This is a genomic window from Rhizobium sp. S152, assembly GCF_030380735.1.
Lineage (GTDB): Bacteria > Pseudomonadota > Alphaproteobacteria > Rhizobiales > Rhizobiaceae > Rhizobium.
This window is the reverse complement of record NZ_JAUDRZ010000009.1, coordinates 123,823-144,782: the sequence shown is the minus strand read 5'-3', so window position 1 is coordinate 144,782 and position 20,960 is coordinate 123,823. Positions and strand designations below refer to the sequence as shown.

The following is a 20,960-nucleotide window of genomic DNA, read 5'->3' as shown; positions in this document are numbered from 1 at the left end:
GGGTTTGCGGGTAGAGTTGCTGGCGTTGCAGCTTTTGGAGCGTGGCCGTCATGAACAAGATTGTGCGTGATCATTATCCTGTCGCCAACCTTCCCGAGGATCTCAGGGAGGGGTTGGGGGATGTGGCGACGGTGCGTATTGTCGTTGAGGTTGAGGGAAAAACCAGCCTCGATCGCAACCTTTACCCTGGCCTAAGCGAGTTCCAAGACGAACCTCGAAAGCCGATGACCGCGGCCGAGCTTATTAAAAGAATTCGGGAATATCAGAGGCACCACCCAGAAGGCGTCACTACGGAAGAGGCCGTTGCGCGCATCCGGGCTTTGCGTGACGAATGGGACGATGAATGAACCCGCCGCCGCATCTATATTTAGATACGAATATCTTCATCGACCTATTCGAAGGTGGCCCCGCGACCCGACAGCTCGAGACCCTGCTTATGTTGGCGCGGGATAAACAATCAGAACCTTATTTTTCTACCAGCGAATTGACGTATTCCGAACTGATCGTGAAACCCTATAAGGCGAAAGATGACGAAGCCTTGGCGGTTTACGATGACATGCTGAAAACCAGCGAGTGGCTAAGCGTTTTGCCGGTGGACCGGACAATTCTTCGCTATGCGGCAATGATGTGTGCAGGGAGCGGCAATCTGAAGCTGCCTGACGCGATTCACATAGCGACGGCCTTGCAAACCGGCTGCTCGCATTTTCTGAGCGCCGATCTGGGCATCCGCGGGCCATACAGCTTGCCGGAAGATGCGGCCGCTGCTCCTCTTGTTGTTCTCCGCCCCGACGACGCCACCCTGACCTCCCTGATCGAGAGCCTGTCCTGATGTCCGAACCCTTGCTGTCCGTCCGCAATCTATCCGTCGCCTTCCATCAGGGCGGCGCGACATCCGTGGCTGTGGATGGCATTTCCTTCGACGTCGCCAAGGGCGAGGTGGTGGCGCTGGTAGGAGAGTCCGGCTCGGGGAAATCGGTGTCGGCCAATTCGATCCTGCGGCTGCTGCCCTACCCCTCGGCCAGCCATCCCTCGGGCGAAATCCTGTTCAAGGGCAAGGACCTGCTCAAGGCATCCGACAAGGCGCTGCGCGAGGTGCGCGGCAACGACATTACGATGATCTTTCAGGAGCCGATGACCTCGCTCAATCCGCTGCACAATATCGAGAAGCAGATCGCCGAGATCCTCGAGCTGCACCAGGGCCTGAAGGGTCAGGCGGCGCGCACGCGGGTACTTGAGCTCTTGAACCAAGTGGGGATCCGCGAGCCGGAGAAGCGGCTGAAGGCCTATCCTCATGAGCTGTCAGGCGGGCAGCGGCAGCGCGTGATGATTGCCATGGCGCTCGCCAACCGGCCGGAACTGCTGATCGCCGACGAGCCGACGACGGCGCTCGACGTCACCGTGCAGGCGCAGATCCTCGAGCTCTTGCGGCAGCTGAAGGGCCAGCATGGGATGTCGATGCTGTTCATCACCCACGACCTCGGCATCGTGCGCAAGTTCGCGGACCGGGTCTGCGTGATGACCAAGGGCAAGATCGTCGAGACCGGCACGGTCGAGGAGGTCTTCAGCAACCCGCAGCATGAGTATACGCGCCATCTGCTGGCGTCGGAGCCGCGAGGCGAGCCACCGCTTGCCGACAGTTCCAAGCCGATCGTCATGCAGGGATCGGATATCAAGGTCTGGTTCCCGATCAAGGCAGGATTGATGCGCAAGGTGGTGGATCACGTGAAAGCGGTCGATGGGATCGATCTTTCGCTACGCGCCGGGCAGACGCTGGGCGTGGTCGGCGAATCCGGATCGGGCAAGACGACGCTCGGGCTGGCCTTGACCCGGCTGATCTCGTCCGAGGGGCGGATCAGCTTCGTCGGCAAGGATATAGCGAGCTATTCATTTACAGAGATGCGGCCGCTACGCAACCAGCTGCAGGTGGTGTTCCAGGATCCTTACGGCTCGCTCAGCCCGCGCATGTCGGTGGGCGATATCATCGCTGAGGGGCTGAAGGTGCACGAGCGCGGGCTTTCCTACGAGGAGCGCGACCGGCGCGTCTGCTGGGCGCTGGAGGAAGTGGGGCTCGACCCCGCCACCCGCTGGCGCTATCCGCACGAATTCTCCGGCGGCCAGCGGCAGCGTATCGCGATCGCCCGCGCCATGGTGCTGAAGCCGCGCTTCGTGATGCTCGACGAGCCTACATCGGCGCTCGACATGAGCGTGCAGGCGCAAGTGGTCGACCTCCTGCGCGACCTGCAGCAAAAGCACGACCTCGCCTATCTCTTCATCAGCCACGATCTCAAGGTGGTGAAGGCGCTGGCGAACGAGGTGATCGTCATGCGCTTCGGCAAGGTGGTGGAGCAGGGGCCATCGGCCGATATCTTCCGCGCGCCAAAGGACGACTATACGAAAGCACTGATGGCGGCCGCCTTCAACATCGAGGCGCGGCCGACGCCCGCAGTGCAGCACTAACGACATCAGAGCCCAGACACCATGCCAGCCCCCATTCTCGTCGATCTCAAGTTCAATGCCGATACCGTCGCGCGTATCCTCAAGACCGCCTTTCTCGACCGAGGCAGCGTCAATCTGGCCGATCCCGGCACAAAGAGCGTGGATCTTTCCGACCTCGACTATGCATTGCTGTGGAAGCCAGATGCGGATCTGTTCGAGCGGGCGCCAAATCTGAAGGTGATCTTCTCGGGCGGCGCGGGCGTCGACAGTTTCATGAACCTGCCCGGCCTTCCCGACGTGCCGATCGTGCGCTTCGTCGACCACAGCCTGACGACGCGAATGAGCGAGTGGGTGGTGATGCAGTGCCTGATGCACTTGCGCCAGCAGACCGCGCACGAACGTCACCATCGCCAGCATCGCTGGGGCGATATGATCCCGCCCGAGGCTTCCGAAATCACCGTCGGCGTCATGGGTCTTGGCGTGCTGGGCCAGGACGCGGTGCGCAAGCTGAAGATCATGGGCTTCAACGTCATCGGCTGGTCGCGAAGCCGCAAGGAGATCGAGGGCGTCGAGACGTTCGACGCCGGTGATCTCGACACATTTCTTTCGAAGACCGATATCCTCGTCGGGCTGCTGCCGCTGACGCCGGAGACGACCGGCTTTTATAATGAGCGGCTGTTTGCCCGGCTGCGCCAGGGCGGTGCGCTCGGAAAGCCCGTGTTCATCAATGCCGGTCGGGGAAAGAGCCAAGTGCAGGCGGACATCTTTTCGGCGATCGAGGGTGGCGTGCTTGGCGGCGCCTCGCTCGACGTGTTCGAGGTCGAACCCCTGCCGGAAGATAGCCCGCTATGGGATCTCGATAACGTCTTCATTTCGCCGCACAATGCCGCCTCCTCGGAGGAAACGGCGCTGTTTCGTCATGTCGAGCGGCAGATCGCGCGTTTCGAAAACGGCGAGCCTTTGCAGTTCGTCGTTAACAGGATGGCCGGCTACTGAACCGGTTGGAACCATAGAGCATTCAGTTCGTTAGTTTTCGGAAGCTTTGAGCTTGCCGGTCCCGGCTGGCGTCATTTCTGAAGGAGACACGCATGGCTCAGCAGATGCAAACCCGCTGGGAGAAATCCGACGGCAAGATGCACGTCGAGGAGGAGATTTCGCCGGTCAAGGCGAAACAGGGGCGCACCGGTCGGCGAATTCTGACGCTCCTGATCGTGGCACTCGTTCTCGCCTTCGTGGTGTGGATTCCGGTCGAAATCTGGGGGCAGCGGGAGGCGGACGAGGTCGCGCCGCAGCAGCCCGGCCAGGAAATGCAGTCACAGCAACCGGCTCCTGCGACAACGCCGCCCTCGGTCGAGAACGGCAACGCGGTGCCGACGGAACCGCCGAGCACGAACCAGCCCGCGCCTGCCGCCAAGCCATAAGAGGCAACCGGCAATACCGATCAGACAGCACCCGCCGCACCCAGCGGCAGGGTGCTTTTCCATGCGCCGGCATTTGCGCTGGACTTTGCCGCCTGATTTTTCGATAAGAAGGCGCACGAGCCGGTCTCCGTGCGCCGGCGCATGGCGGCACCCGACCGGTGGGGATGGGTGAATTTGATGGCCAAGACCGATATCGCACGACGCGTCTACAATCACGCCTGGAAGCTCGATCCGATCGTTCGCAGCCTGATCGACACGGATTTCTACAAGCTCCTGATGCTGCAGATGATCTGGAAGCTCTATCCCGACGTCGATGCCACCTTCACCGTGATCAACCGCACCAAGCGCGTGCGCCTGGCCGACGAAATCGACGAGGGGGAATTGCGCGCGCAGCTCGATCACGCGCGCTCACTGCGTCTTTCCAAAAAAGAGATGATCTGGCTGGCGGGTAACAGCTTCTACGGCCGCGCGCAGATCTTCGAGCCCGAATTCCTTGCCTGGTTCTCGCACTTCCAGCTGCCGGAATACGAGCTTTCCAAGCGCGACGGACAATATGTGCTGGATTTCCACGGGTCGTGGAAGGAAACCACGATGTGGGAGATCCCCGCGCTGGCGATCATCAACGAGCTCCGATCGCGTTCCGCCATGCGGGCGCTCGGGCCGTTCACGCTCGACGTTCTCTATGCGCGCGCCAAGGCGAAGATGTGGTCCAAGGTGGAGCGGCTGCGCGAGATGCCGGGCCTTCGCATCTCGGATTTCGGAACGCGGCGCCGACATAGCTTCCTGTGGCAGCGCTGGTGCGTGGAAGCACTGAAGGAAGGCATCGGCCCGGCCTTTACCGGCACCAGCAACGTGCTGCTCGCGATGGACAGCGACCTGGAAGCCGTTGGAACCAATGCGCATGAGCTGCCGATGGTGGCGGCGGCGCTGGCAAAGACCGACGAGGAACTGCACAACGCGCCCTACAAGGTGCTACGCGACTGGAACAAGCTCTATGGCGGAAACCTTCTGATCGTGCTGCCGGATGCCTTCGGCACCGCCGCCTTCCTTCGCGACGCGCCGGAATGGGTGGCCGACTGGACGGGCTTCCGCCCCGACAGCGCACCGCCGATCGAGGGCGGCGAGAAGATCATCGAATGGTGGAAGAAGATGGGCCGCGACCCGCGCCAAAAGCTCCTGATCTTTTCCGACGGCCTCGACGTCGATGCCATCATCGACACCTACAAGCATTTCGAAGGTCGCGTGCGGATGAGCTTCGGCTGGGGCACCAACCTGACGAACGATTTCGCCGGGTGCGCACCGACGGAAATATCGGGGCTCAACCCGATCTCGGTCGTCTGCAAGGTCATAGACGCCAACGGCCGACCCGCCGTAAAGCTCTCCGACAACCCGCAGAAGGCGACCGGCGAGCCAGCCGAAGTCGAGCGCTACCTGAAGTTCTTCGGCAGCGAGGATCGGACGGAGCAAGCCGTCCTGGTCTGATCCTTGGCGACCGTTCATTGTCTTAAAGATGTAGAAGGTGCCGTTCCCGCTCACCGTAAGGGTGCGTTCGGGTTGATTGCTTCCCGAGCCCCTGGGGATTACATTTCTTCCACAATCTCCTATGCATCGTGGAAAGATGCCGAATGCAATCGCATCCCTTGAACTACTTCGACAAGATATTCGTCATCAATCTCCCTTCACGGCCTGACAGGCGTAGCGAACTTCTCCAGGAATTCTCGGCAATCGGCTTCGCGCCATCGACAGTCCGATGGTTCGATGCGGTGAAGCCGGATGACAGGGGTCCTTTTGAAAGCATCGGGGTTAGGGGCTGCTTCCTCAGCCACCTCGGGATATTGCGGCAAGTGGAAAAAGAAGGCGCCGAACGTCTGCTGATCCTTGAGGACGACGCCAGCTTCGCACCGGGATTTGCAAACCGCTTCTCTCATATTGTCGATGTTCTTGCTCGCGAAGATTGGGATTTGTTCTACGGGGGCGGGCGCCTGGACACACCTGTATTGCCATCGGCAACGGGGCTCATGCGGGTGGAGCCGCAAGACGGCATCGGATGCAGCCACTTCATCGCGATCAAAGGTTCGAAAGTCGCTGACCTGCGCGCCTATTTCGAGGCACAGCTTGGCCGGCCCGACGGCGATCCGCATGGCGGCCCCATGCCCGTGGACGGCTCATACAGCTGGGCGCGAAGGGATCTCAACCTGACAACCCTGATCGCGAGCCCCGATGCCTGCTTTCAGCGCTCGTCACGAAGCGATATCACGACGCAATGGTGGGACGACGTGTACGGCCTGAGGCAGGCGGCGGCGCTTTACCGAAGACTGAAAACCAGAACCCAACGCGCGGTCTCCCACGGCGGCATGTCCTAGGCCCAGGACATATCGGTTATCCCGCGGCCCTCCATCCGGGCGACGTCCAACGAACCACGAGATTGTTGCGGACGATTGGTTCATGTAAGAGATGGCCTCCCACCCGATCCGTTTCCGGAGTCCCCATGCATATCGGACCGCAGCAGCGGATTTACGTCTGCTTTTTCCTTTTCGCCGTCTCCATGGGCGCCATGCTGTCGCGGCTGCCCGACATCCAGGATGCGCTGCAGGTCAACAAATCCGAGTTGGGGTTGACGCTGATCGGTGCGGCGATCGGTGCGCTGATCTCCCTGACCTTCGCGTCTCCCATCGTGGATCGGCTCGGCGCGCGAACCACCGCCTTCATCACCGTGCTCGGTACCTCCGCGCTGCTTGCCCTGGTCCCCTGGATGAGCGCGGCCCCGCTGGTGTTCGGCATTCTGCTGTGCGAGGGCCTGCTGGCGGGTGCACTGGAAATCAACCTCAATGTGGAAATCGACCGCATCGAGGCGCAACTTGGCCGCGGAGTGATGAACCGTGCTCACGGCTTCTGGAGCCTCGGCTTTTTCGTCACCGCGCTTGTGTCGGCGGCTGTCCGGCAGGCAGGCGTGCCGATGCAGGTCCATCTCGGCCTGACGTTTGCCTTCGTGCTCATCGTCGGAAGCCTTGTCATCGCGGGAATGCGAAATGCGCCGGCACGACCAACGCTTGAGCACACGGAAACGGGCCGGATCGCGCTGCCGACGATGGCGCTTCTGCCGCTTTGCGTCATCGGCATCGCCGCCTTCCTGGTCGAGGGCGCGGGTATCGACTGGTCGGCGATCTACATGCGCGACGTCTTCCATTCGGAGCCCTTCGTGGGCGGGATGGGCCTGACACTCTTCACCTTCTTCATGGCCCTGACGCGTATCTTCGCCGATCCGTTCGTCGATCGCTTCGGGCCCCGCGCCGTGGCATTCACCCTGCTGGTCGTATCGGCCGTCGGGCTTTGCGCGGTATGGCTCGCGCCGCATCAGTATGTCGCCCTCCTGGGTTTCGCGCTGATGGGCGGCGGGTGCAGCGCCGTCTATCCGCTTGCGGTTTCCGCGGCGGCGCAGCGTACCGACCGGGCCTCTCATCTGAACGTCGCGGCGCTCGGGCAGATGTCGTTCGTCGTCTTCTTCCTGGCACCGCCGCTGCTCGGTGTGGTGGCGGAGCAGCTCGGCATTCGGACGGCCTATCTCGTATGCCTGCCAGTCATTCTCGGCGCGCTCGCCTGCATTCGCGCGCTCTCCGGACGCCGCCGTCTGGCGATCGCCTGAAAAACTCGGACGCGTTCAATCTCTGGACTGGCGTGAGCAAACGCTTACATCTTCCGAGTGCCGCCGGCTTCGGCCCGGCGCGGGCGGGGTGATCCCTGCCATGTCATCGTGGGAGTGCTTCGTGAGTTTTCGTCCACCGCAATCGTTGACGCATCCGGCTTCCGTCGAAAACGGTTTCAATGTTCTCGAATACGAGCTCAACGCAGAGCGGGCAAACTCGCTCGGGCGCAGCGGGCTCAAAGCCGAGGCAGCGCTCGCGGAGCTGAAAGCCTGGGAGTCCGGCAAGGACAGCGCCGAGCATCGCGACCAGTTGCTGCGCAAGGCGACGGATGCGGTTTGGGAGCTCTTCGTGCAACGGGAAATATGCGGCTTGCGCAATGGTCGAGATTTCGTCCAGCGCTATGGGGTGCCGGACGAGGTCATGGCGCGGCTTGGATCGAACGGACGCTGAAAGCGCTGTCCTGGCCGACCATATGCATCGAACCAAATCGACGCTCCGACGTTGAGTTCCAATAGGCTTTCGAAAGGAGCAGTCCGATGAGAAAAGCTATTGGAGCCATAATCGCAGCGACGGTCGTTCTGGGAGCGTCCCTGAGCCCCGCAGTCGCCCGCGACCATCACCATGACGATACCGGGCGGGCTATTGCCGGTGGCGTGGCCGCAGGTGTGGTCGGCGGACTGGTCGGCGGCGCGCTCGCTGATCCGGGCCCCCGCTATATTGATCCGCCGCCTCCGCGTCCTCGCTGCTGGTACGAAGACCGCGACGTTCAAAACAGCTATGACAATGGCTATCACGTCGAGACGGTTCGCGTCTGCAATTAGGTGCGTCAGCTGACAAGTCCGGCAGCCGAGTGGCTGTCGGACCCTTTCTTCAAGCTTTCACGCATTTGAAACAAGCCGACGCGGGCGCCTATCTCAGGCCACGCGGCGTATTGCCTGGCGCCCGATCCGGCTGTCGGCCTGAATGCGGAACACGGACAGCAGTTCGCGCAAGCGCGTGGCCTCGCCCGCAAGCACTGCGGATGCGGCGTTGCTCTCCTCGACCATGGCCGCGTTCTGCTGCGTATCCTGGTCCATACCGTTTACCGCCGTGTTGATCTCCACCAAACCGACCCGTTGTTCGCGCGTAGACAATGCGATCGCTTCCATATGCTGGTTCATGACCACGACATATCCGCTGATGCCATGGAGCGCCGTGCCCGTGTCCCTGACCGCGCGCACGCCTTCCTCCACTTCGCTGGCCGATTCCTCGATCAGGATTTTGATTTCCCGGGCGGCATTGGCGGACCGCTGGGCAAGTTCCCTGACTTCATGGGCGACCACAGCGAAACCGCGGCCGGCTTCACCCGCGCGCGCCGCTTCCACGCCGGCGTTCAAGGCAAGGAGATTGGTCTGGAAGGCGATCTGATCGATGGTGGCGGTGATCGTCGCGATCCGCCCGGAAGAGGCCTCTATGCGCTCCATCGCAACCACAGCTTCATCGACAAGAGCCGCGCCCCTGGAGGCACTGTCATTTGCCTCGCGGGCAACCCTTTGGGCGTCCTCGACGCGGCGGGCGGCGCTCGACACGTTCGCCGTGATCTCCTCGAGCGCTGCCGCCGTCTGCTCCAGCGACGCGGCCTGGCGTTCCGTTCGCTGGGCCAGCTCATTTGCGCCGCTGCTGATCTCCCGGGTGCCGTTGTCGATGGAATGGCTGGACTGGGTAATATCGGCCATCACACCCGCCAACTGCTCCAGCGTTGCGTTGAGATCACCACGAAGGCTTTCGAAGTCGGTGGCGAAAGGTTGGGCAAGCTGGAAGGAAAGGTCGCCCGCGGCCATGCGCTTCAACCCCTGCCCGAGATCGCCGGTTGCCTGAAGAAGCCGCTCTCTCGCAAGCAGCTCGGCCTCCTCCTGTATCCTGATCCGAGCCGCCTCCGCGTCCCTGCGCACGGTTGCCGCTTCCGCTTCCAGGGCCGCCGACGCGATCGCCGCCTGCCGAAAGACTTCAAGCGCCTTCGCCATCGCCCCCACCTCGTCGCGCCTCGTCGCGCCGGGCGCGGGGCTTGCGGTATCGCCGTCCGCGAGACGGCGCATCGCGGCGGTGATGCGAAGGACCGGAGCACTGATCGAGCGACCGATCAGCCACACGCTGAAAAGAATGATCGTCATCGCCGCCGCGATCAGCCCGATCACGATTGTAATGTTGCGTTGGCCCACTCTCTCGTTCTCGGCCAGTGTGGCGGCTTCGGCCGCCTGGTAGCTTTCGATCGTTTCGGACAGGATCGGCTGGACGGCCGCGTAAGCCGTGTTGACAGCGTCGCGCGCCGCAGCTTCCTGAAGCGTGCCTTCGCCATAAAGGCGAAACGCGTTCTGGTAGACGGAAAGGGCTTCGGCGGCGCGCATGCGCTGGGCGCCTGGACGGAAGGCCTTTTTCATGAGCTCCGTAAAATTGGCGACTTCGGCCGCATGCTTGGTCAGATAGTCGGGGTTGCGGCGAAGAATGAAATCCTTCTCGTGGCGGCGCATCATCAGCATGCTGGCGCGCAACTCGGCATCGGTCACCGCTTCGAGCTGACTTTCGATCGAGTGGACGGCGTCGCGCATCGCTCCTTCCAAGCCTTGAGACTGATCCAGGCCGAGGTTCTTGTCCTTGGCGACGAGGGTGGCGAAGGCCTCCGCATAGCGCTGTAGCGCTGTCGTCAGCGCGTCCAGCCGTGCGGCCTGTTCGCTATTGCCCTCGGCTTTCAATCGATCGATCACGGACGCGGCACTCCGAAAGGCCTTGTCGAAATTGTCGGCAGCGGTGATCTGCCGCGTCAGCAGAAATTCCTTCTCCCACAGCAGCGTATCGCGAACATCATCGCGCGCGCCGGCGACGTCCCGCTGCTGCCGCGCGAGATCGTCAGCGACTTTCCGATATTCGGTTTCAATCTGCCGCTGACCTATGAAGATCGCCGAGATCGCGACAATCCCGACCAACGCGATGACCGCGAGCAGCATCACCCGATGCGCGATTTTCAGATTTGAAAAAAGAGTCACAGCCCACCCCGGTTAAATTCGTCGCGGGCTTACAGCATTCATGACGTTAAGCATTCACCAACACCGGATGAAACTTTGGTGACGCGTGAAAGAAAGTAACTTGCGCGCGCTTTTCGACGTCGGCGGTCAACTTCACGCCGTACGTGTTGGCGAAACAGCAGAGGTAAAGCAGTGCGGGAATTGAAAAAAGAAAAAAATGGCGGACAAGGTGGGATTCGAACCCACGGTACGCTTTCACGCACACACGCGTTCCAGGCGTGCGCCTTAAACCACTCGGCCACCTGTCCTGCTATCTGATTTGCATCGTCAAACGCAAATCGTTGGAACGGCGCGATATATACCGATGAATTTTCCGCGATCAACCTAAATCTAACAGTTTTTTGACTTCTTCCGGTAAAAGTGCGCCAAAGACCGCCATTGCGCTTCAACCGGCAGCCGCCTCTTGACTCCGCCGGGCACGGAATGGGACGGTTTGCCCTTAAAGAGGGCCGGGATCAGGGACCGGAGTGAGCAATGCGTTTCCTTTTGCGTTTGGCCAGCCTTGTCGCGCTGGCGGTTGCGGTAATTGCCGGGACGGTGGATTCCATCCAGTCTGTGGCGGCGTCGGCCGTGGTGATCACCCCGATGGGCGATGCCTGGCAGGATCTTAATCCCGGTTCCCTGGAAAGCCTGCAGTCGTCGATGGCCTATTACGTCCATCCCGGTTTCTACACGGTGGCCCTGCAATGGCTGATGCTACAGCCGGCCTTCGTGGTGTTCCTGGTCCTCTCGTTACTTCTCTGGATGATCGGCTACAAGAAGCCGCCAGTGGCTGGACGCTTCGCCGCGTAAGTAGAAGCCGCGTGCGAAAATCATTACAGTTGACTATAAAATTCGCAACTTTGCGGTGATTTTGCGCAAAAACCGACCCGTATGGGCTGTTTTTCGGCAAAACCGGCAAATTTTTACCACCCGAAAAATTTCTCGTGAATTTTCTTTTGAGCCATGCAAGGATGCCCAAAGCCAGGCCTCCGGGGGGAGGTCGGTGGTTCCGCAGACATGCCTGAACAAGGCTTGCGGGAGGACCCAAACAAATAGAAACAACAGGGCTGCAACTCATGAAAAAATCCCTTCTCGCTCTCCTTGCCGTGGCCGCGATGTCCACGACGGCACTTGCCGCCGACGTCAAGCCGGCACTGGTTTACGGCACCGGCGGAAAGTTCGATAAGTCCTTCAACGAAGCTGCCTATACCGGCGCCGAGAAGTTCAAGAAAGAAACCGGCATTGCCTATCGCGACTTCGAACCCACCGGCGACACCCAGGGCGAGCAGGCCATCCGCAACTTCGCGAGCCGCGGCTTCAACCCTGTTGTCGCCGTGTCCTTCGCCTGGACCTCGGCGATCGAGAAGGTCGCAGCCGAATTCCCCGATACCAAGTTCGTGATCGTCGACGCCGTAGTCGACAAGCCGAATGTCCGCTCTGTCGTCTACAAGGAAGAAGAGGGTTCGTACCTCGTCGGCGTTCTCGCCGGCATGGCGTCGAAATCAGGCAAGGTCGGCTTCGTCGGCGGCATGGATATTCCGCTGATCCGCAAGTTCGAGTGCGGCTACGAGCAGGGCGCGCGCGCGGCCAACGCCAAGATGGAAGTGTTCCAAAACATGACCGGCACCACGGGTGCAGCCTGGAACGACCCGGTTCGCGGCGGCGAACTCACCAAGAACCAGATCGACCAGGGCGCCGACGTGATCTACGCGGCAGCCGGTGCAACAGGTCTCGGCGTTCTGCAGACGGCAGCCGACAACAAGAAGTTCTCGATCGGCGTCGACAGCAACCAGAACCACCTGCATCCGGGCTCGGTGCTGACCTCGATGGTCAAGCGCGTCGACCTCGCCGTCTACAACGCCTACACCGATGCCAAGGCTGACAAGTTCACCGGTGGCACCCAGGTTCTCGGCATCAAGGAAGACGGCGTCGCTGCTGCCATCGACGACAACAACAAGGCGCTGATCACGCCTGAAATGCTGGCCGCCGTCGACAAGGCCAAGGCCGACATCATCGCAGGAACCGTCAAGGTGCACGACTACACCTCGGACAACGCCTGCCCGAAGTGATCCGCGCCTGAAATTGGGCGTATGGCGAGAGGTGATTTCGCCATACGCCCTTTTCGTATCTGGAGCCTGCTGTGACTGACACGCCCGCTATCGAACTTGTGGGCATCGACAAGAAATTCGGTGCCGTCCACGCCAACAAAGACATCAACCTGACCGTCGCCAAGGGAACCATCCACGGCATCATCGGGGAGAACGGTGCCGGGAAATCGACACTGATGTCGATCATCTACGGCTTCTACCACGCAGACCAGGGCGAGATCCGGGTCAACGGCCAGGCCGTGACGATCAAGGACAGCCAGACGGCGATCGCAACCGGTATCGGCATGGTGCACCAGCACTTCATGCTGGTCGACAATTTCACGGTGCTCGAGAACATCATGCTCGGCGCCGAAGGCGGCGCGCTACTGGCACGCGGCGTGGCATCGGCCCGCGCCGAGCTGAAGCGGCTGGAAAAGGAATACGGCCTCGAGGTCAACCCGGACGCGCTGATAGAGCAGCTCCCCGTCGGCCTGCAGCAGCGCGTCGAGATCCTCAAAGCCATGTATCGCGGCGCCGAGATTCTCATTCTCGACGAGCCCACCGGCGTGCTGACGCCTGCTGAAGCCGACCACCTGTTCCGCATCCTCAAAGTGCTGCGCGACCAGGGCAAAACGGTCATTCTGATCACCCACAAGCTGCGCGAGATCATGGCAATCACCGACACGGTGTCGGTCATGCGCCGCGGCGAAATGGTGGCCACCCGCAAGACCGCCGAGACGACGGTCGAGGAGCTGGCCGAGCTGATGGTCGGCCGCCGCGTGCTACTGCGCGTGCAGAAGGGCGAAGCCAATCCGGGCAAGGTGATCCTGTCGGTGAAGAACCTGACGGTGAAGGATGATCGCGGCGTCGTCATGGTCGACAACGTCTCGTTCGACGTGAGGGCCGGCGAGATCGTCGGCGTGGCGGGGGTTGCCGGCAACGGGCAGTCGGAGCTCCTGGAAGCGATCGCGGGCATCCGCAAGCCGCATTCCGGCGAGATCCTGCTCGACGGCCAGACGATCGACAAGGCGAGCCCAGCGCGGCTGCGCGAGCTTGGGCTGGCGCACATCCCCGAGGACCGCCACCACATGGGCCTCGTGCTGAAGTTCGAGGAATACGAGAACGCGGTGCTCGGCTACCACCGCAACCCTGAATACAGCAAGGGCCCGCTGCTCGATCTCGACGCCATCCGCAAGGATGCGATGGAGAAGATCGAGAAATACGACATCCGGCCGCCGAACCCGCGGCTGAAAACCGCTAATTTCTCCGGCGGCAACCAGCAGAAGATCGTCGTCGCCCGCGAGATCGAGCGCGACCCGACGGCGCTGATCATCGGCCAGCCGACGCGCGGCGTCGATATCGGCGCCATCGAATTCATCCACCGCCGGATCATCGAGATGCGCGACGCGGGCAAGGCGATCCTGCTCGTCTCCGTCGAGCTCGACGAAATCCGCGCCCTTTCAGACCGTATCCTTGTCATGTTCGCCGGCCACGTCGTTGGCGAGAAGACGCCCGATGCCGGTGAACAGACCCTCGGCCTGATGATGGCCGGCATTGCCGCGTGAGGCCTTGATGAGCACTGCTTCCATTCCCCTACCCCGCTGGATCAACTACGGCCTCATCCCGATCCTGAATCTTCTGACCGCCTTCCTGATATCAGGCTTCGTCGTCTGGCTGATCGGCGAGAGCCCGATCGGCGCGCTGCAGCTTCTGATCGAAGGCGCGCTCGGGAGCGGTGAAGGCATTGGCTTTACGCTGTATTACGCCACCAGCTTCATCTTCACCGGGCTTTCGGTGGCGGTCGCCATCCATGCCGGGCTGTTCAACATCGGCTCCGAGGGCCAGGCCTATCTCGGCGGCCTCGGCTGCGCGCTGGTGGCGCTGGCGCTCGACAAGTTCGTGCCGTGGTATGTGACCATGCCCGTGGCGGTCATCGGCGCCGGCCTGTTCGGCGCGGCCTGGGCCTTCATTCCAGCCTGGCTGCAGGCCAAGCGCGGCAGCCACATCGTCATCACCACGATCATGTTCAACTATATCGGCGCGGCGCTGATGGTGTACCTTTTGGTCCACGTGCTGATTGTGCCAGGCAAGATGGCGCCTGAGACCCGCACCTTCCTCGAAGGCGGCCAGCTGCCGAAGCTCGGCTGGATCATGGACATGTTCGGCGCCAAGCTGGGGGCGGCACCGTTCAACGTCTCGTTCATCATCGCGCTGGTGGCTGCCTGGTTCGTCTGGCTGCTGATCTGGCGCACCAAGCTCGGCTTCGAGATGCGCACGCTCGGCGTCAGCCCGAGTGCTGCGGCCTATGCCGGCATTCCCTATGCGCGCATCGTCATCATCGCCATGCTGCTTTCGGGCGCGCTGGCGGGCATGATGGCGCTCAACCCCGTCATGGGCTCGTCGGCCCGCCTGCAGGTCGAGTTCGTCGGCGGCGCCGGCTTCGTCGGCATCGCGGTGTCGCTGATGGGCCGTAACCATCCCGTCGGCATCGTGCTCTCGGCGATCCTGTTCGGCATCCTCTACCAGGGTGGCGACTGGATTTCGTTCGAGATGCCCAACATCACCCGCGAGATGATCCTCGTGATCCAGGGTCTGGTCATCCTGTTTGCCGGTGCGCTTGAGTATATGTACCGGCCGGCGATGGTGCGCCTCTACCAACAGTTCAAGCGGGCGTAAGGAGAGCGACGATGGAATTTTATGACATCTTCATCAGCGTTCTGAGCTCCACCATCCGCCTGTCGATCCCGCTGATCTTCACCGCGCTGGCAGGCCTCTTTTCCGAGCGCGCCGGCGTCTTCGACATCGGGCTTGAAGGCAAGATGCTGGGCTCGGCCTTCGCCGCCGCCTGTGTCGCCTATCTCACTGATTCCGCCTGGGCGGGGCTTTGCGCCGGCATCGTCTGCTCGGTGGCGCTGAGCTTCGTGCACGGCTTTGCCTCGATTACCAACCGCGGCAACCAGATCATCTCCGGCGTCGCGATCAACTTCTTCGTGGCGGGGATCACCATCGTGCTCGGACAGGCCTGGTTCGGCCAGGGCGGGCGCACGCCGCAGCTTGCCGGCGATGCGCGTTTCACGCCGATCACGCTTCCGGGCGCAGATGCCATGCGCGAGGTGCCGTTGATCGGGCCGCTCTATGCCAACGTCATCTCCGGCAACAACATCCTGACCTACCTCGCCTTCCTGGCGGTGCCGCTTTCCTGGTGGATCCTCTACCGCACGCGCTTCGGTCTTCGTCTGCGCGCCGTCGGTGAAAATCCGGGTGCGGTCGATACCGCCGGGATCTCGGTCAGCTGGCTGCGCTACCGCGCTGTCATCTGCGCCGGCATTCTCTGCGGTTTTTCCGGCACCTATCTGGCGATCGCGCAGTCGGCCGCCTTCATCAAGGACATGTCGGCCGGTAAGGGCTATATCGCGCTCGCCGCACTCGTCTTCGCCAAGTGGAAGCCGGTACCCGTCATGTTCGCCTGCCTGCTGTTTGGATTCCTCGACGCACTTGGGAACTTCATGCAGGGCAAGCCGATCCCGGGGATCGGTGAAGTGCCGGTGCAGATATTCCAGGCCCTGCCCTATATCCTCACCTGCGTGCTGCTCGCGGGTTTCATCGGCAAAGCCATCCCGCCGAAAGCCGGCGGCACACCCTATGTCAAGGAGCGCTAAGATCATGTCCCACGACCTCTTCGAAGCCGCCCGCGGCGCCATGGCATTCGCGCATGCGCCCTACTCGAAATTCCCCGTAGGTGCTGCGATCCGCGCCGAGGATGGCAAGGTCTATACCGGCGCCAATATCGAGAACCTTTCTTTCCCCCAGGGCTGGTGCGCCGAGCCGACGGCGATCAGCGCCATGATCATGGGCGGGGCAAAGAAGATCGTCGAGATGGCCGTGATCGCCGAGAAACTGCCGCTCTGCCCGCCCTGCGGCGGCTGCCGCCAGAAGATCTCGGAATTCGCCTCCAAGGAGACGAAGATCTATCTCTGCGACGAAGCGGGCGTGAAGAAGACTATGACGATGGAAGAGCTGTTGCCCTTCAGTTTCGAAACGGAACTTTGATGAAACCGACGCTCGACCTCCTGAAGGCTCTGCTTGGCGGGCTTTCGCCGCGCTACGGCATTATCCTCGGATCGGGGCTCGGAACGCTGGTCGGCGAACTCGAGAATGCCGTCCGCATCCCCTATGCCGACATTCCGGGCTTTCCGGTCAGCGCGGTGTCGGGCCATGCGGGCGAAGTGGTAGCCGGTAGTCTAAACGACGTGCCGGTCATCATGTTGTCCGGGCGGGTGCATTTCTACGAGAAGGGCGATGCCAATGCGATGCGGCTGCCGATCGAGGTGCTGCAGGGGCTGGGCGTCGAGGCGCTGATCCTCACCAATTCGGCCGGGTCTCTGCGCGAGGAGATCGAGCCCGGCTCGGTGATGCAGATCACCGACCACATCAACTATTCCGGCATCAATCCGCTCATCGGCGAGGACAGCGACCGCCGCTTCGTCGGCATGACCAGCGCCTATGACGGCGATCTGGCGCAGGCGATGCGTGCGGCGGCTGAGAAGCTCGACATCAAGCTCGCGCAGGGCGTCTACATGTGGTTCTCCGGCCCGAGCTTCGAGACGCCGGCGGAGATCCGCATGGCGCGCATTCTCGGCGCCGATGCCGTCGGCATGTCGACCGTGCCGGAGGTGATCATTGCGCGAATGCTCGGGATGAGGGTTGCGGCGGCGTCCGTAATCACCAACTATGGGGCGGGGATGACCGGGGCAGAACTCAGTCATGACGAAACCAAGGACATGGCGCCGATCGGTGGCGCCCGTCTTGCCGCGATCCTCAAGGAGATGATCGCGGGTGGAGGACATCGATAATGAATACGCATTCCGCGAAAGAGACGGCCGCCGTGGCGCTGTCGCTTCTCGATCTGACCAATCTCAAGGACGACTGCACGGAAGCGCAGATCGAGGCGCTGTGCGCCCGCGCGCAAACGCCCTACGGCAATGCTGCCGCCATCTGCATCTGGCCGCGCTTCGTCGCCCAGGCGCGCTCCATTCTCGGCAACGGCCATAAGGTGCGGATCGCCACCGTGGTGAACTTTCCTTCCGGCGACATGGAGATCGCCGACGTGGCGGCGGAAACGCGCGAGGCGATTGCCGATGGTGCCGACGAGATCGATCTCGTCATCCCCTACCGCAAGTTCATGTCGGGCAGCGGCAAGGCTGTGAGCGACATGGTGGCCGCCATTCGCGGCGAGTGCGGTGAAACGGTGACGTTGAAGGTCATTCTGGAGACCGGCGAAATCCGGGATGCGGCGCTGATCCGCCGCGCCTCGGAACTGGCGATCGAGGCCGGGGCGGACTTCATCAAGACCTCCACCGGCAAGGTATCCGTCAACGCCACACTGGAAGCCGCCGATATCATGCTGCGCGCCATCCGGCAGAGCGGGCGCAAGGTGGGCTTCAAGCCGGCGGGCGGCATCTCTTCGGTCGCGGACGCCGCACTCTATCTCAGCCTCGCCGAGACGATCATGACGCCGGACTGGGCGATGCCATCGACCTTCCGCTTCGGCGCATCCGGCCTGCTCGACGATATCCTGGCCGTGCTGTCGGGAACGCAATCGACGCCCGCGGCGGCGGCATCGAGTTACTAACATGATCCCGCAGGAGATCATTCGCCGGAAGCGCAACGGGGAGACGCTTGCGGCCAAGGAGATCCAGGCGTTCATTGCCGCACTCGCCGCCAACGAGCTTTCCGAGGGGCAGATCGGTGCCTTTGCCATGGCCGTCTGGTTCAAGGGCATGGTACGCGAGGAGATCGTGGCGCTGACGCTTGCGATGGCGCGCTCGGGCAACATGCTCGACTGGCGCGATATCGACCGGCCAATCGCCGACAAGCACTCGACCGGCGGCGTCGGCGACAATGTCTCGCTGATGCTGGCGCCGATCGCGGCAAGCTGCGGGCTCGCCGTGCCGATGATATCGGGTCGCGGCCTCGGCCACACCGGTGGCACGCTCGACAAGCTGGAATCCATTCCAGGCTATGGAATTACGCCGGACGCCGCGCTGTTCCGCAAAGTGGTGAAGGAAGCGGGCTGCGCCATCATCGGCCAGACCGCGGCGCTGGCGCCCGCCGATGGCAAACTCTACGCCGTCAGGGACGTGACGGCGACGGTGGATTCGATACCGCTGATCATTGCGTCGATCCTCTCGAAGAAGCTCGCCGCCGGGCTGCAGACGCTGGTGCTCGACGTCAAGGTCGGCAACGGCGCGTTCATGTCCGATGCCGGCGACGCAGAAGCTCTGGCGCGCGGATTAGTCGAAGTGTCGAACGGCGCGGGCGTGAAGACCGCGGCGCTGATCACGGACATGAACCAGCCGCTGGCGGATGCGGCCGGCAACGTCGTGGAAATCAGGAACTGCCTCGATTTTCTGGCTGGGCGGAAGACCGGCACGCGGCTGGAGACGGTGGTGCTCGCCTTCGCCGGCGCGATGCTCAGCCAAGCCGGTCTGGTCGCCTCCCGCGAGGAGGGAGAGCGGAAGGCTGCCGCGGCCCTGTCATCCGGCAAGGCGGCGGAGATATTCGGGCGCATGGTGCATATGCTCGGCGGGCCGGCTGATCTGATGGACAAGCCGAATACCTATCTGTCCTCGGCGCCGGTCGTTCGGCCGGTGACGGCGGACCGCGGTGGCTGGCTGACGTCCTGCGACACCCGAGCGATCGGCCTCGCCGTCATCGAACTCGGCGGCGGGCGGCGGCATCCCGCGGACAAGATCGACCATCGCGTCGGCTTCACCGACCTCAAGCCGCTCGGCACGCGCGTCGAGCGGGGCGATCCGATCGGCTTCGTGCATGCGGCGAGCGACGCAGGCGCGGATGCGGCCGCCGCGGTGCTTCAGGCGAATTATCGGATCGAAGACAGCGAACCGCCGCTGCTGCCGGTGATCCCGGGATATATCGAGCCTACTGCTTGAGGTTCAGAGCGCCGTCCGCAACCGAATAGGAGGCCAGCTTCTGCAGGAAGCTCATGCCGACGAGCGTGGAGGACAGGGCATCGTCCCTGAGCACGAAGGCTTCGACATCGCGCACACGGATGCCGCCAATCTCGACGCGGTCGAGCGTCACATGCGCCGCCTTGGTCTGGCCGTTGGCGGTGTTGACGGCGTAGCGGAAATCGAGCTGGTTGGCCGTATAGCCGAGGCGCCGCGCGAGCGTTTCGTTGAGCGCGACGAAGGTGGCGCCGGTATCGATCATGCCCTGGACCGACTTGCCGTTGATGCGGAAATCGCCGGAATAGTGACCCTGCGCATCGGCCTGAAGGCGCATGCTGCCGCTGCCGACGGCGACGCCCGACGCCTTGGGCTGGTCGGTGGCGGGGAAGACATAGTTGGCGGAGACGTTGGTCGCGGCCGGTTGGGCTGTTTCCCGGGTGAGCAGCGACGGCAATTGGGTGGCAAACACCGCGGCGATGCTTGCGAATATGACGGTACGCACGAGCATGGAACAGAAATCCTTCCTGTCTAAACCACGCATCATGCGGGGCCATTTAAACAGCTACTCCACATTTACTGAAAACTTCCTAATCGCGAAAAGCAAAAGGCCCGGAACGATCGCCCGGGCCACAGCACTCATTCACGCTGGTTAACAGAGGTTTAACTACTTGGTGCCGTACATGCGGTCGCCGGCATCGCCGAGGCCGGGCATGATGTAGCCCTTCTCGTTGAGATGACTGTCGATTGAGGCCGTGTAGATCTTCACGTCGGGATGGGCTTCCTGGAAGTTCCGAATGCCTTCAGGTGCCGCCAGCAGGCAGAGAAAGCGGATGTTCGTGGCGCCGCGTTCCTTGAGCTTGTGGATGGCCGCGATCGAGGAATTGCCGGTAGCCAGCATCGGATCGACGACGATCATCAGGCGCTCGTCGAGCGCTTCCGGCGCCTTGAAGTAATATTCGACCGGCTGCAGCGTATCGTGATCGCGGTACATGCCGATATGCGAGACGCGGGCCGAGGGCACCAGTTCCAGCATGCCTTCAAGCAGGCCGTTGCCGGCGCGCAGGATCGAGACGAAGACCAGCTTCTTGCCTTCGAGGATCGGCGATTCCATCGTCTGCATCGGCGTCTCGATGGTCGCCATCGTCAGCTCGAGATCGCGCGTCACCTCGTAACACAGCAGGGTGGAGATTTCGCGCAGCAGGCGGCGGAAACTCCCGGTCGATGTCTCTTTGCGCCGCATGATGGTGAGTTTGTGCTGCACAAGCGGATGATCGATAACGGTTACGCCGTCCATGGCCGAACCCTTTCTTGAATTGTTGTTATCCGACGTTTCTTTCACGGAAATCCCCGGTTCCGCAAG

22 protein-coding genes and 1 tRNA gene are annotated in these 20,960 nt (G+C 62.3%); 19 read left to right on the top strand and 4 right to left on the bottom strand.

Going from position 1 to position 20,960, the window contains the following annotated elements; all coding sequences use genetic code 11:
- Positions 1-50: 50 nt before the first annotated feature.
- The 10 genes from QTL95_RS13620 (at position 51) to QTL95_RS13575 (ending at position 8,322) form a co-directional block, all read left to right on the top strand.
- Entirely contained in the window at positions 51-347 is a 297-nt protein-coding gene (locus QTL95_RS13620; protein WP_289720501.1) for a hypothetical protein, read from the top strand.
- Complete coding sequence (locus QTL95_RS13615) at positions 344-829, top strand: type II toxin-antitoxin system VapC family toxin (RefSeq protein ID WP_289720500.1); 486 nt, start codon at positions 344-346, stop codon at positions 827-829. The genes QTL95_RS13620 and QTL95_RS13615 overlap by 4 nt, the downstream gene beginning before the upstream one ends.
- Positions 829-2,457, top strand: a complete 1,629-nt coding sequence (locus QTL95_RS13610) for an ABC transporter ATP-binding protein (protein WP_289720499.1) — start codon at positions 829-831, stop codon at positions 2,455-2,457. Before QTL95_RS13615 ends, QTL95_RS13610 begins: the two co-directional genes overlap by 1 nt.
- Before the next feature lie 21 nt (positions 2,458-2,478).
- Complete coding sequence (locus QTL95_RS13605; protein ID WP_289720498.1) at positions 2,479-3,432, top strand: 2-hydroxyacid dehydrogenase; 954 nt, start codon at positions 2,479-2,481, stop codon at positions 3,430-3,432.
- A 92-nt stretch (positions 3,433-3,524) separates the two neighbouring features.
- Entirely contained in the window at positions 3,525-3,857 is a 333-nt protein-coding gene (locus tag QTL95_RS13600) for a hypothetical protein (RefSeq protein WP_289720497.1), read from the top strand.
- 177 nt (positions 3,858-4,034) lie between these two features.
- Positions 4,035-5,339, top strand: a complete 1,305-nt coding sequence (pncB, locus tag QTL95_RS13595) for a nicotinate phosphoribosyltransferase (RefSeq protein ID WP_289720496.1) — start codon at positions 4,035-4,037, stop codon at positions 5,337-5,339.
- Positions 5,340-5,482: 143 nt separating this feature from the next.
- On the top strand, positions 5,483-6,220 hold the full coding sequence (locus QTL95_RS13590) for a glycosyltransferase family 25 protein (RefSeq protein ID WP_289720495.1): 738 nt from the start codon (positions 5,483-5,485) through the stop codon (positions 6,218-6,220).
- Between the two features lie 125 nt (positions 6,221-6,345).
- Complete coding sequence (locus tag QTL95_RS13585) at positions 6,346-7,500, top strand: MFS transporter (RefSeq protein WP_289720494.1); 1,155 nt, start codon at positions 6,346-6,348, stop codon at positions 7,498-7,500.
- A 121-nt stretch (positions 7,501-7,621) separates the two neighbouring features.
- A complete protein-coding gene (locus tag QTL95_RS13580; protein ID WP_289720493.1) occupies positions 7,622-7,951 on the top strand; it encodes a DUF6665 family protein in 330 nt (109 codons plus the stop codon).
- An 86-nt stretch (positions 7,952-8,037) separates the two neighbouring features.
- The gene (locus tag QTL95_RS13575; RefSeq protein ID WP_289720492.1) at positions 8,038-8,322 is read left to right on the top strand and encodes a hypothetical protein; all 285 of its coding nucleotides are present in this window, start codon (positions 8,038-8,040) and stop codon (positions 8,320-8,322) included.
- A gap of 93 nt (positions 8,323-8,415) precedes the next feature.
- Here the strand turns inward: QTL95_RS13575 and QTL95_RS13570 are convergent, their stop codons facing one another.
- Positions 8,416-10,482, bottom strand: coding sequence for a methyl-accepting chemotaxis protein (locus QTL95_RS13570; RefSeq protein ID WP_289720608.1), 2,067 nt, complete (start codon positions 10,480-10,482; stop codon positions 8,416-8,418).
- A 236-nt stretch (positions 10,483-10,718) separates the two neighbouring features.
- Positions 10,719-10,808: transfer RNA gene (locus tag QTL95_RS13565), tRNA-Ser, on the bottom strand.
- A 226-nt stretch (positions 10,809-11,034) separates the two neighbouring features.
- On the opposite strand from QTL95_RS13565, the gene QTL95_RS13560 reads away from it, so the two are divergent.
- The 9 genes from QTL95_RS13560 (at position 11,035) to deoA (ending at position 19,582) form a co-directional block, all read left to right on the top strand.
- Complete coding sequence (locus QTL95_RS13560; protein WP_289720491.1) at positions 11,035-11,352, top strand: hypothetical protein; 318 nt, start codon at positions 11,035-11,037, stop codon at positions 11,350-11,352.
- Between the two features lie 266 nt (positions 11,353-11,618).
- On the top strand, positions 11,619-12,611 hold the full coding sequence (locus tag QTL95_RS13555) for a BMP family lipoprotein (RefSeq protein ID WP_289720490.1): 993 nt from the start codon (positions 11,619-11,621) through the stop codon (positions 12,609-12,611).
- A gap of 71 nt (positions 12,612-12,682) precedes the next feature.
- Positions 12,683-14,194 (top strand): ABC transporter ATP-binding protein, encoded by a 1,512-nt coding sequence (locus QTL95_RS13550; protein WP_289720489.1) that lies wholly within the window; start codon positions 12,683-12,685, stop codon positions 14,192-14,194.
- Positions 14,195-14,201: 7 nt separating this feature from the next.
- The gene (locus QTL95_RS13545; protein WP_289720488.1) at positions 14,202-15,305 is read left to right on the top strand and encodes an ABC transporter permease; all 1,104 of its coding nucleotides are present in this window, start codon (positions 14,202-14,204) and stop codon (positions 15,303-15,305) included.
- 11 nt (positions 15,306-15,316) lie between these two features.
- Complete coding sequence (locus QTL95_RS13540) at positions 15,317-16,288, top strand: ABC transporter permease (RefSeq protein ID WP_289720487.1); 972 nt, start codon at positions 15,317-15,319, stop codon at positions 16,286-16,288.
- Between the two features lie 4 nt (positions 16,289-16,292).
- Positions 16,293-16,679, top strand: coding sequence for a cytidine deaminase (locus QTL95_RS13535; protein WP_289720486.1), 387 nt, complete (start codon positions 16,293-16,295; stop codon positions 16,677-16,679).
- A complete protein-coding gene (locus QTL95_RS13530; protein WP_289720485.1) occupies positions 16,679-17,482 on the top strand; it encodes a purine-nucleoside phosphorylase in 804 nt (267 codons plus the stop codon). Before QTL95_RS13535 ends, QTL95_RS13530 begins: the two co-directional genes overlap by 1 nt.
- On the top strand, positions 17,482-18,261 hold the full coding sequence (deoC, locus tag QTL95_RS13525) for a deoxyribose-phosphate aldolase (protein ID WP_289720484.1): 780 nt from the start codon (positions 17,482-17,484) through the stop codon (positions 18,259-18,261). Before QTL95_RS13530 ends, deoC begins: the two co-directional genes overlap by 1 nt.
- A 1-nt stretch (position 18,262) precedes the next feature.
- On the top strand, positions 18,263-19,582 hold the full coding sequence (gene deoA / locus QTL95_RS13520; RefSeq protein WP_289720483.1) for a thymidine phosphorylase: 1,320 nt from the start codon (positions 18,263-18,265) through the stop codon (positions 19,580-19,582).
- Here the strand turns inward: deoA and QTL95_RS13515 are convergent.
- Positions 19,572-20,144, bottom strand: a complete 573-nt coding sequence (locus tag QTL95_RS13515; RefSeq protein WP_289720482.1) for a TIGR02281 family clan AA aspartic protease — start codon at positions 20,142-20,144, stop codon at positions 19,572-19,574. The two genes, deoA and QTL95_RS13515, sit on opposite strands and share 11 nt — an antisense overlap.
- A gap of 120 nt (positions 20,145-20,264) precedes the next feature.
- Positions 20,265-20,894: a uracil phosphoribosyltransferase gene (gene upp, locus QTL95_RS13510; protein ID WP_037188447.1), complete on the bottom strand. Its 630-nt coding sequence runs from the start codon at positions 20,892-20,894 to the stop codon at positions 20,265-20,267.
- Positions 20,895-20,960: the final 66 nt, after the last annotated feature.

Bases quoted from the DNA above. Each gene is read 5' to 3' on its own strand.
- QTL95_RS13530 (WP_289720485.1), top strand. From the start codon at position 16,679: ATGAAACCGACGCTCGACCTCCTGAAGGCTCTGCTTGGCGGGCTTTCG.
- deoA (WP_289720483.1), top strand. From the start codon at position 18,263: ATGATCCCGCAGGAGATCATTCGCCGGAAGCGCAACGGGGAGACGCTT.
- QTL95_RS13600 (WP_289720497.1), top strand. From the start codon at position 3,525: ATGGCTCAGCAGATGCAAACCCGCTGGGAGAAATCCGACGGCAAGATG.
- QTL95_RS13555 (WP_289720490.1), top strand. From the start codon at position 11,619: ATGAAAAAATCCCTTCTCGCTCTCCTTGCCGTGGCCGCGATGTCCACG.
- pncB (WP_289720496.1), top strand. From the start codon at position 4,035: ATGGCCAAGACCGATATCGCACGACGCGTCTACAATCACGCCTGGAAG.
- QTL95_RS13515 (WP_289720482.1), bottom strand. From the start codon at position 20,144: ATGATGCGTGGTTTAGACAGGAAGGATTTCTGTTCCATGCTCGTGCGT.
- QTL95_RS13590 (WP_289720495.1), top strand. From the start codon at position 5,483: ATGCAATCGCATCCCTTGAACTACTTCGACAAGATATTCGTCATCAAT.
- QTL95_RS13605 (WP_289720498.1), top strand. From the start codon at position 2,479: ATGCCAGCCCCCATTCTCGTCGATCTCAAGTTCAATGCCGATACCGTC.
- QTL95_RS13610 (WP_289720499.1), top strand. From the start codon at position 829: ATGTCCGAACCCTTGCTGTCCGTCCGCAATCTATCCGTCGCCTTCCAT.
- QTL95_RS13585 (WP_289720494.1), top strand. From the start codon at position 6,346: ATGCATATCGGACCGCAGCAGCGGATTTACGTCTGCTTTTTCCTTTTC.
- QTL95_RS13545 (WP_289720488.1), top strand. From the start codon at position 14,202: ATGAGCACTGCTTCCATTCCCCTACCCCGCTGGATCAACTACGGCCTC.
- deoC (WP_289720484.1), top strand. From the start codon at position 17,482: ATGAATACGCATTCCGCGAAAGAGACGGCCGCCGTGGCGCTGTCGCTT.
- QTL95_RS13570 (WP_289720608.1), bottom strand. From the start codon at position 10,482: ATGCTGCTCGCGGTCATCGCGTTGGTCGGGATTGTCGCGATCTCGGCG.
- QTL95_RS13540 (WP_289720487.1), top strand. From the start codon at position 15,317: ATGGAATTTTATGACATCTTCATCAGCGTTCTGAGCTCCACCATCCGC.
- QTL95_RS13615 (WP_289720500.1), top strand. From the start codon at position 344: ATGAACCCGCCGCCGCATCTATATTTAGATACGAATATCTTCATCGAC.
- QTL95_RS13560 (WP_289720491.1), top strand. From the start codon at position 11,035: ATGCGTTTCCTTTTGCGTTTGGCCAGCCTTGTCGCGCTGGCGGTTGCG.
- QTL95_RS13620 (WP_289720501.1), top strand. From the start codon at position 51: ATGAACAAGATTGTGCGTGATCATTATCCTGTCGCCAACCTTCCCGAG.
- QTL95_RS13535 (WP_289720486.1), top strand. From the start codon at position 16,293: ATGTCCCACGACCTCTTCGAAGCCGCCCGCGGCGCCATGGCATTCGCG.
- upp (WP_037188447.1), bottom strand. From the start codon at position 20,894: ATGGACGGCGTAACCGTTATCGATCATCCGCTTGTGCAGCACAAACTC.
- QTL95_RS13575 (WP_289720492.1), top strand. From the start codon at position 8,038: ATGAGAAAAGCTATTGGAGCCATAATCGCAGCGACGGTCGTTCTGGGA.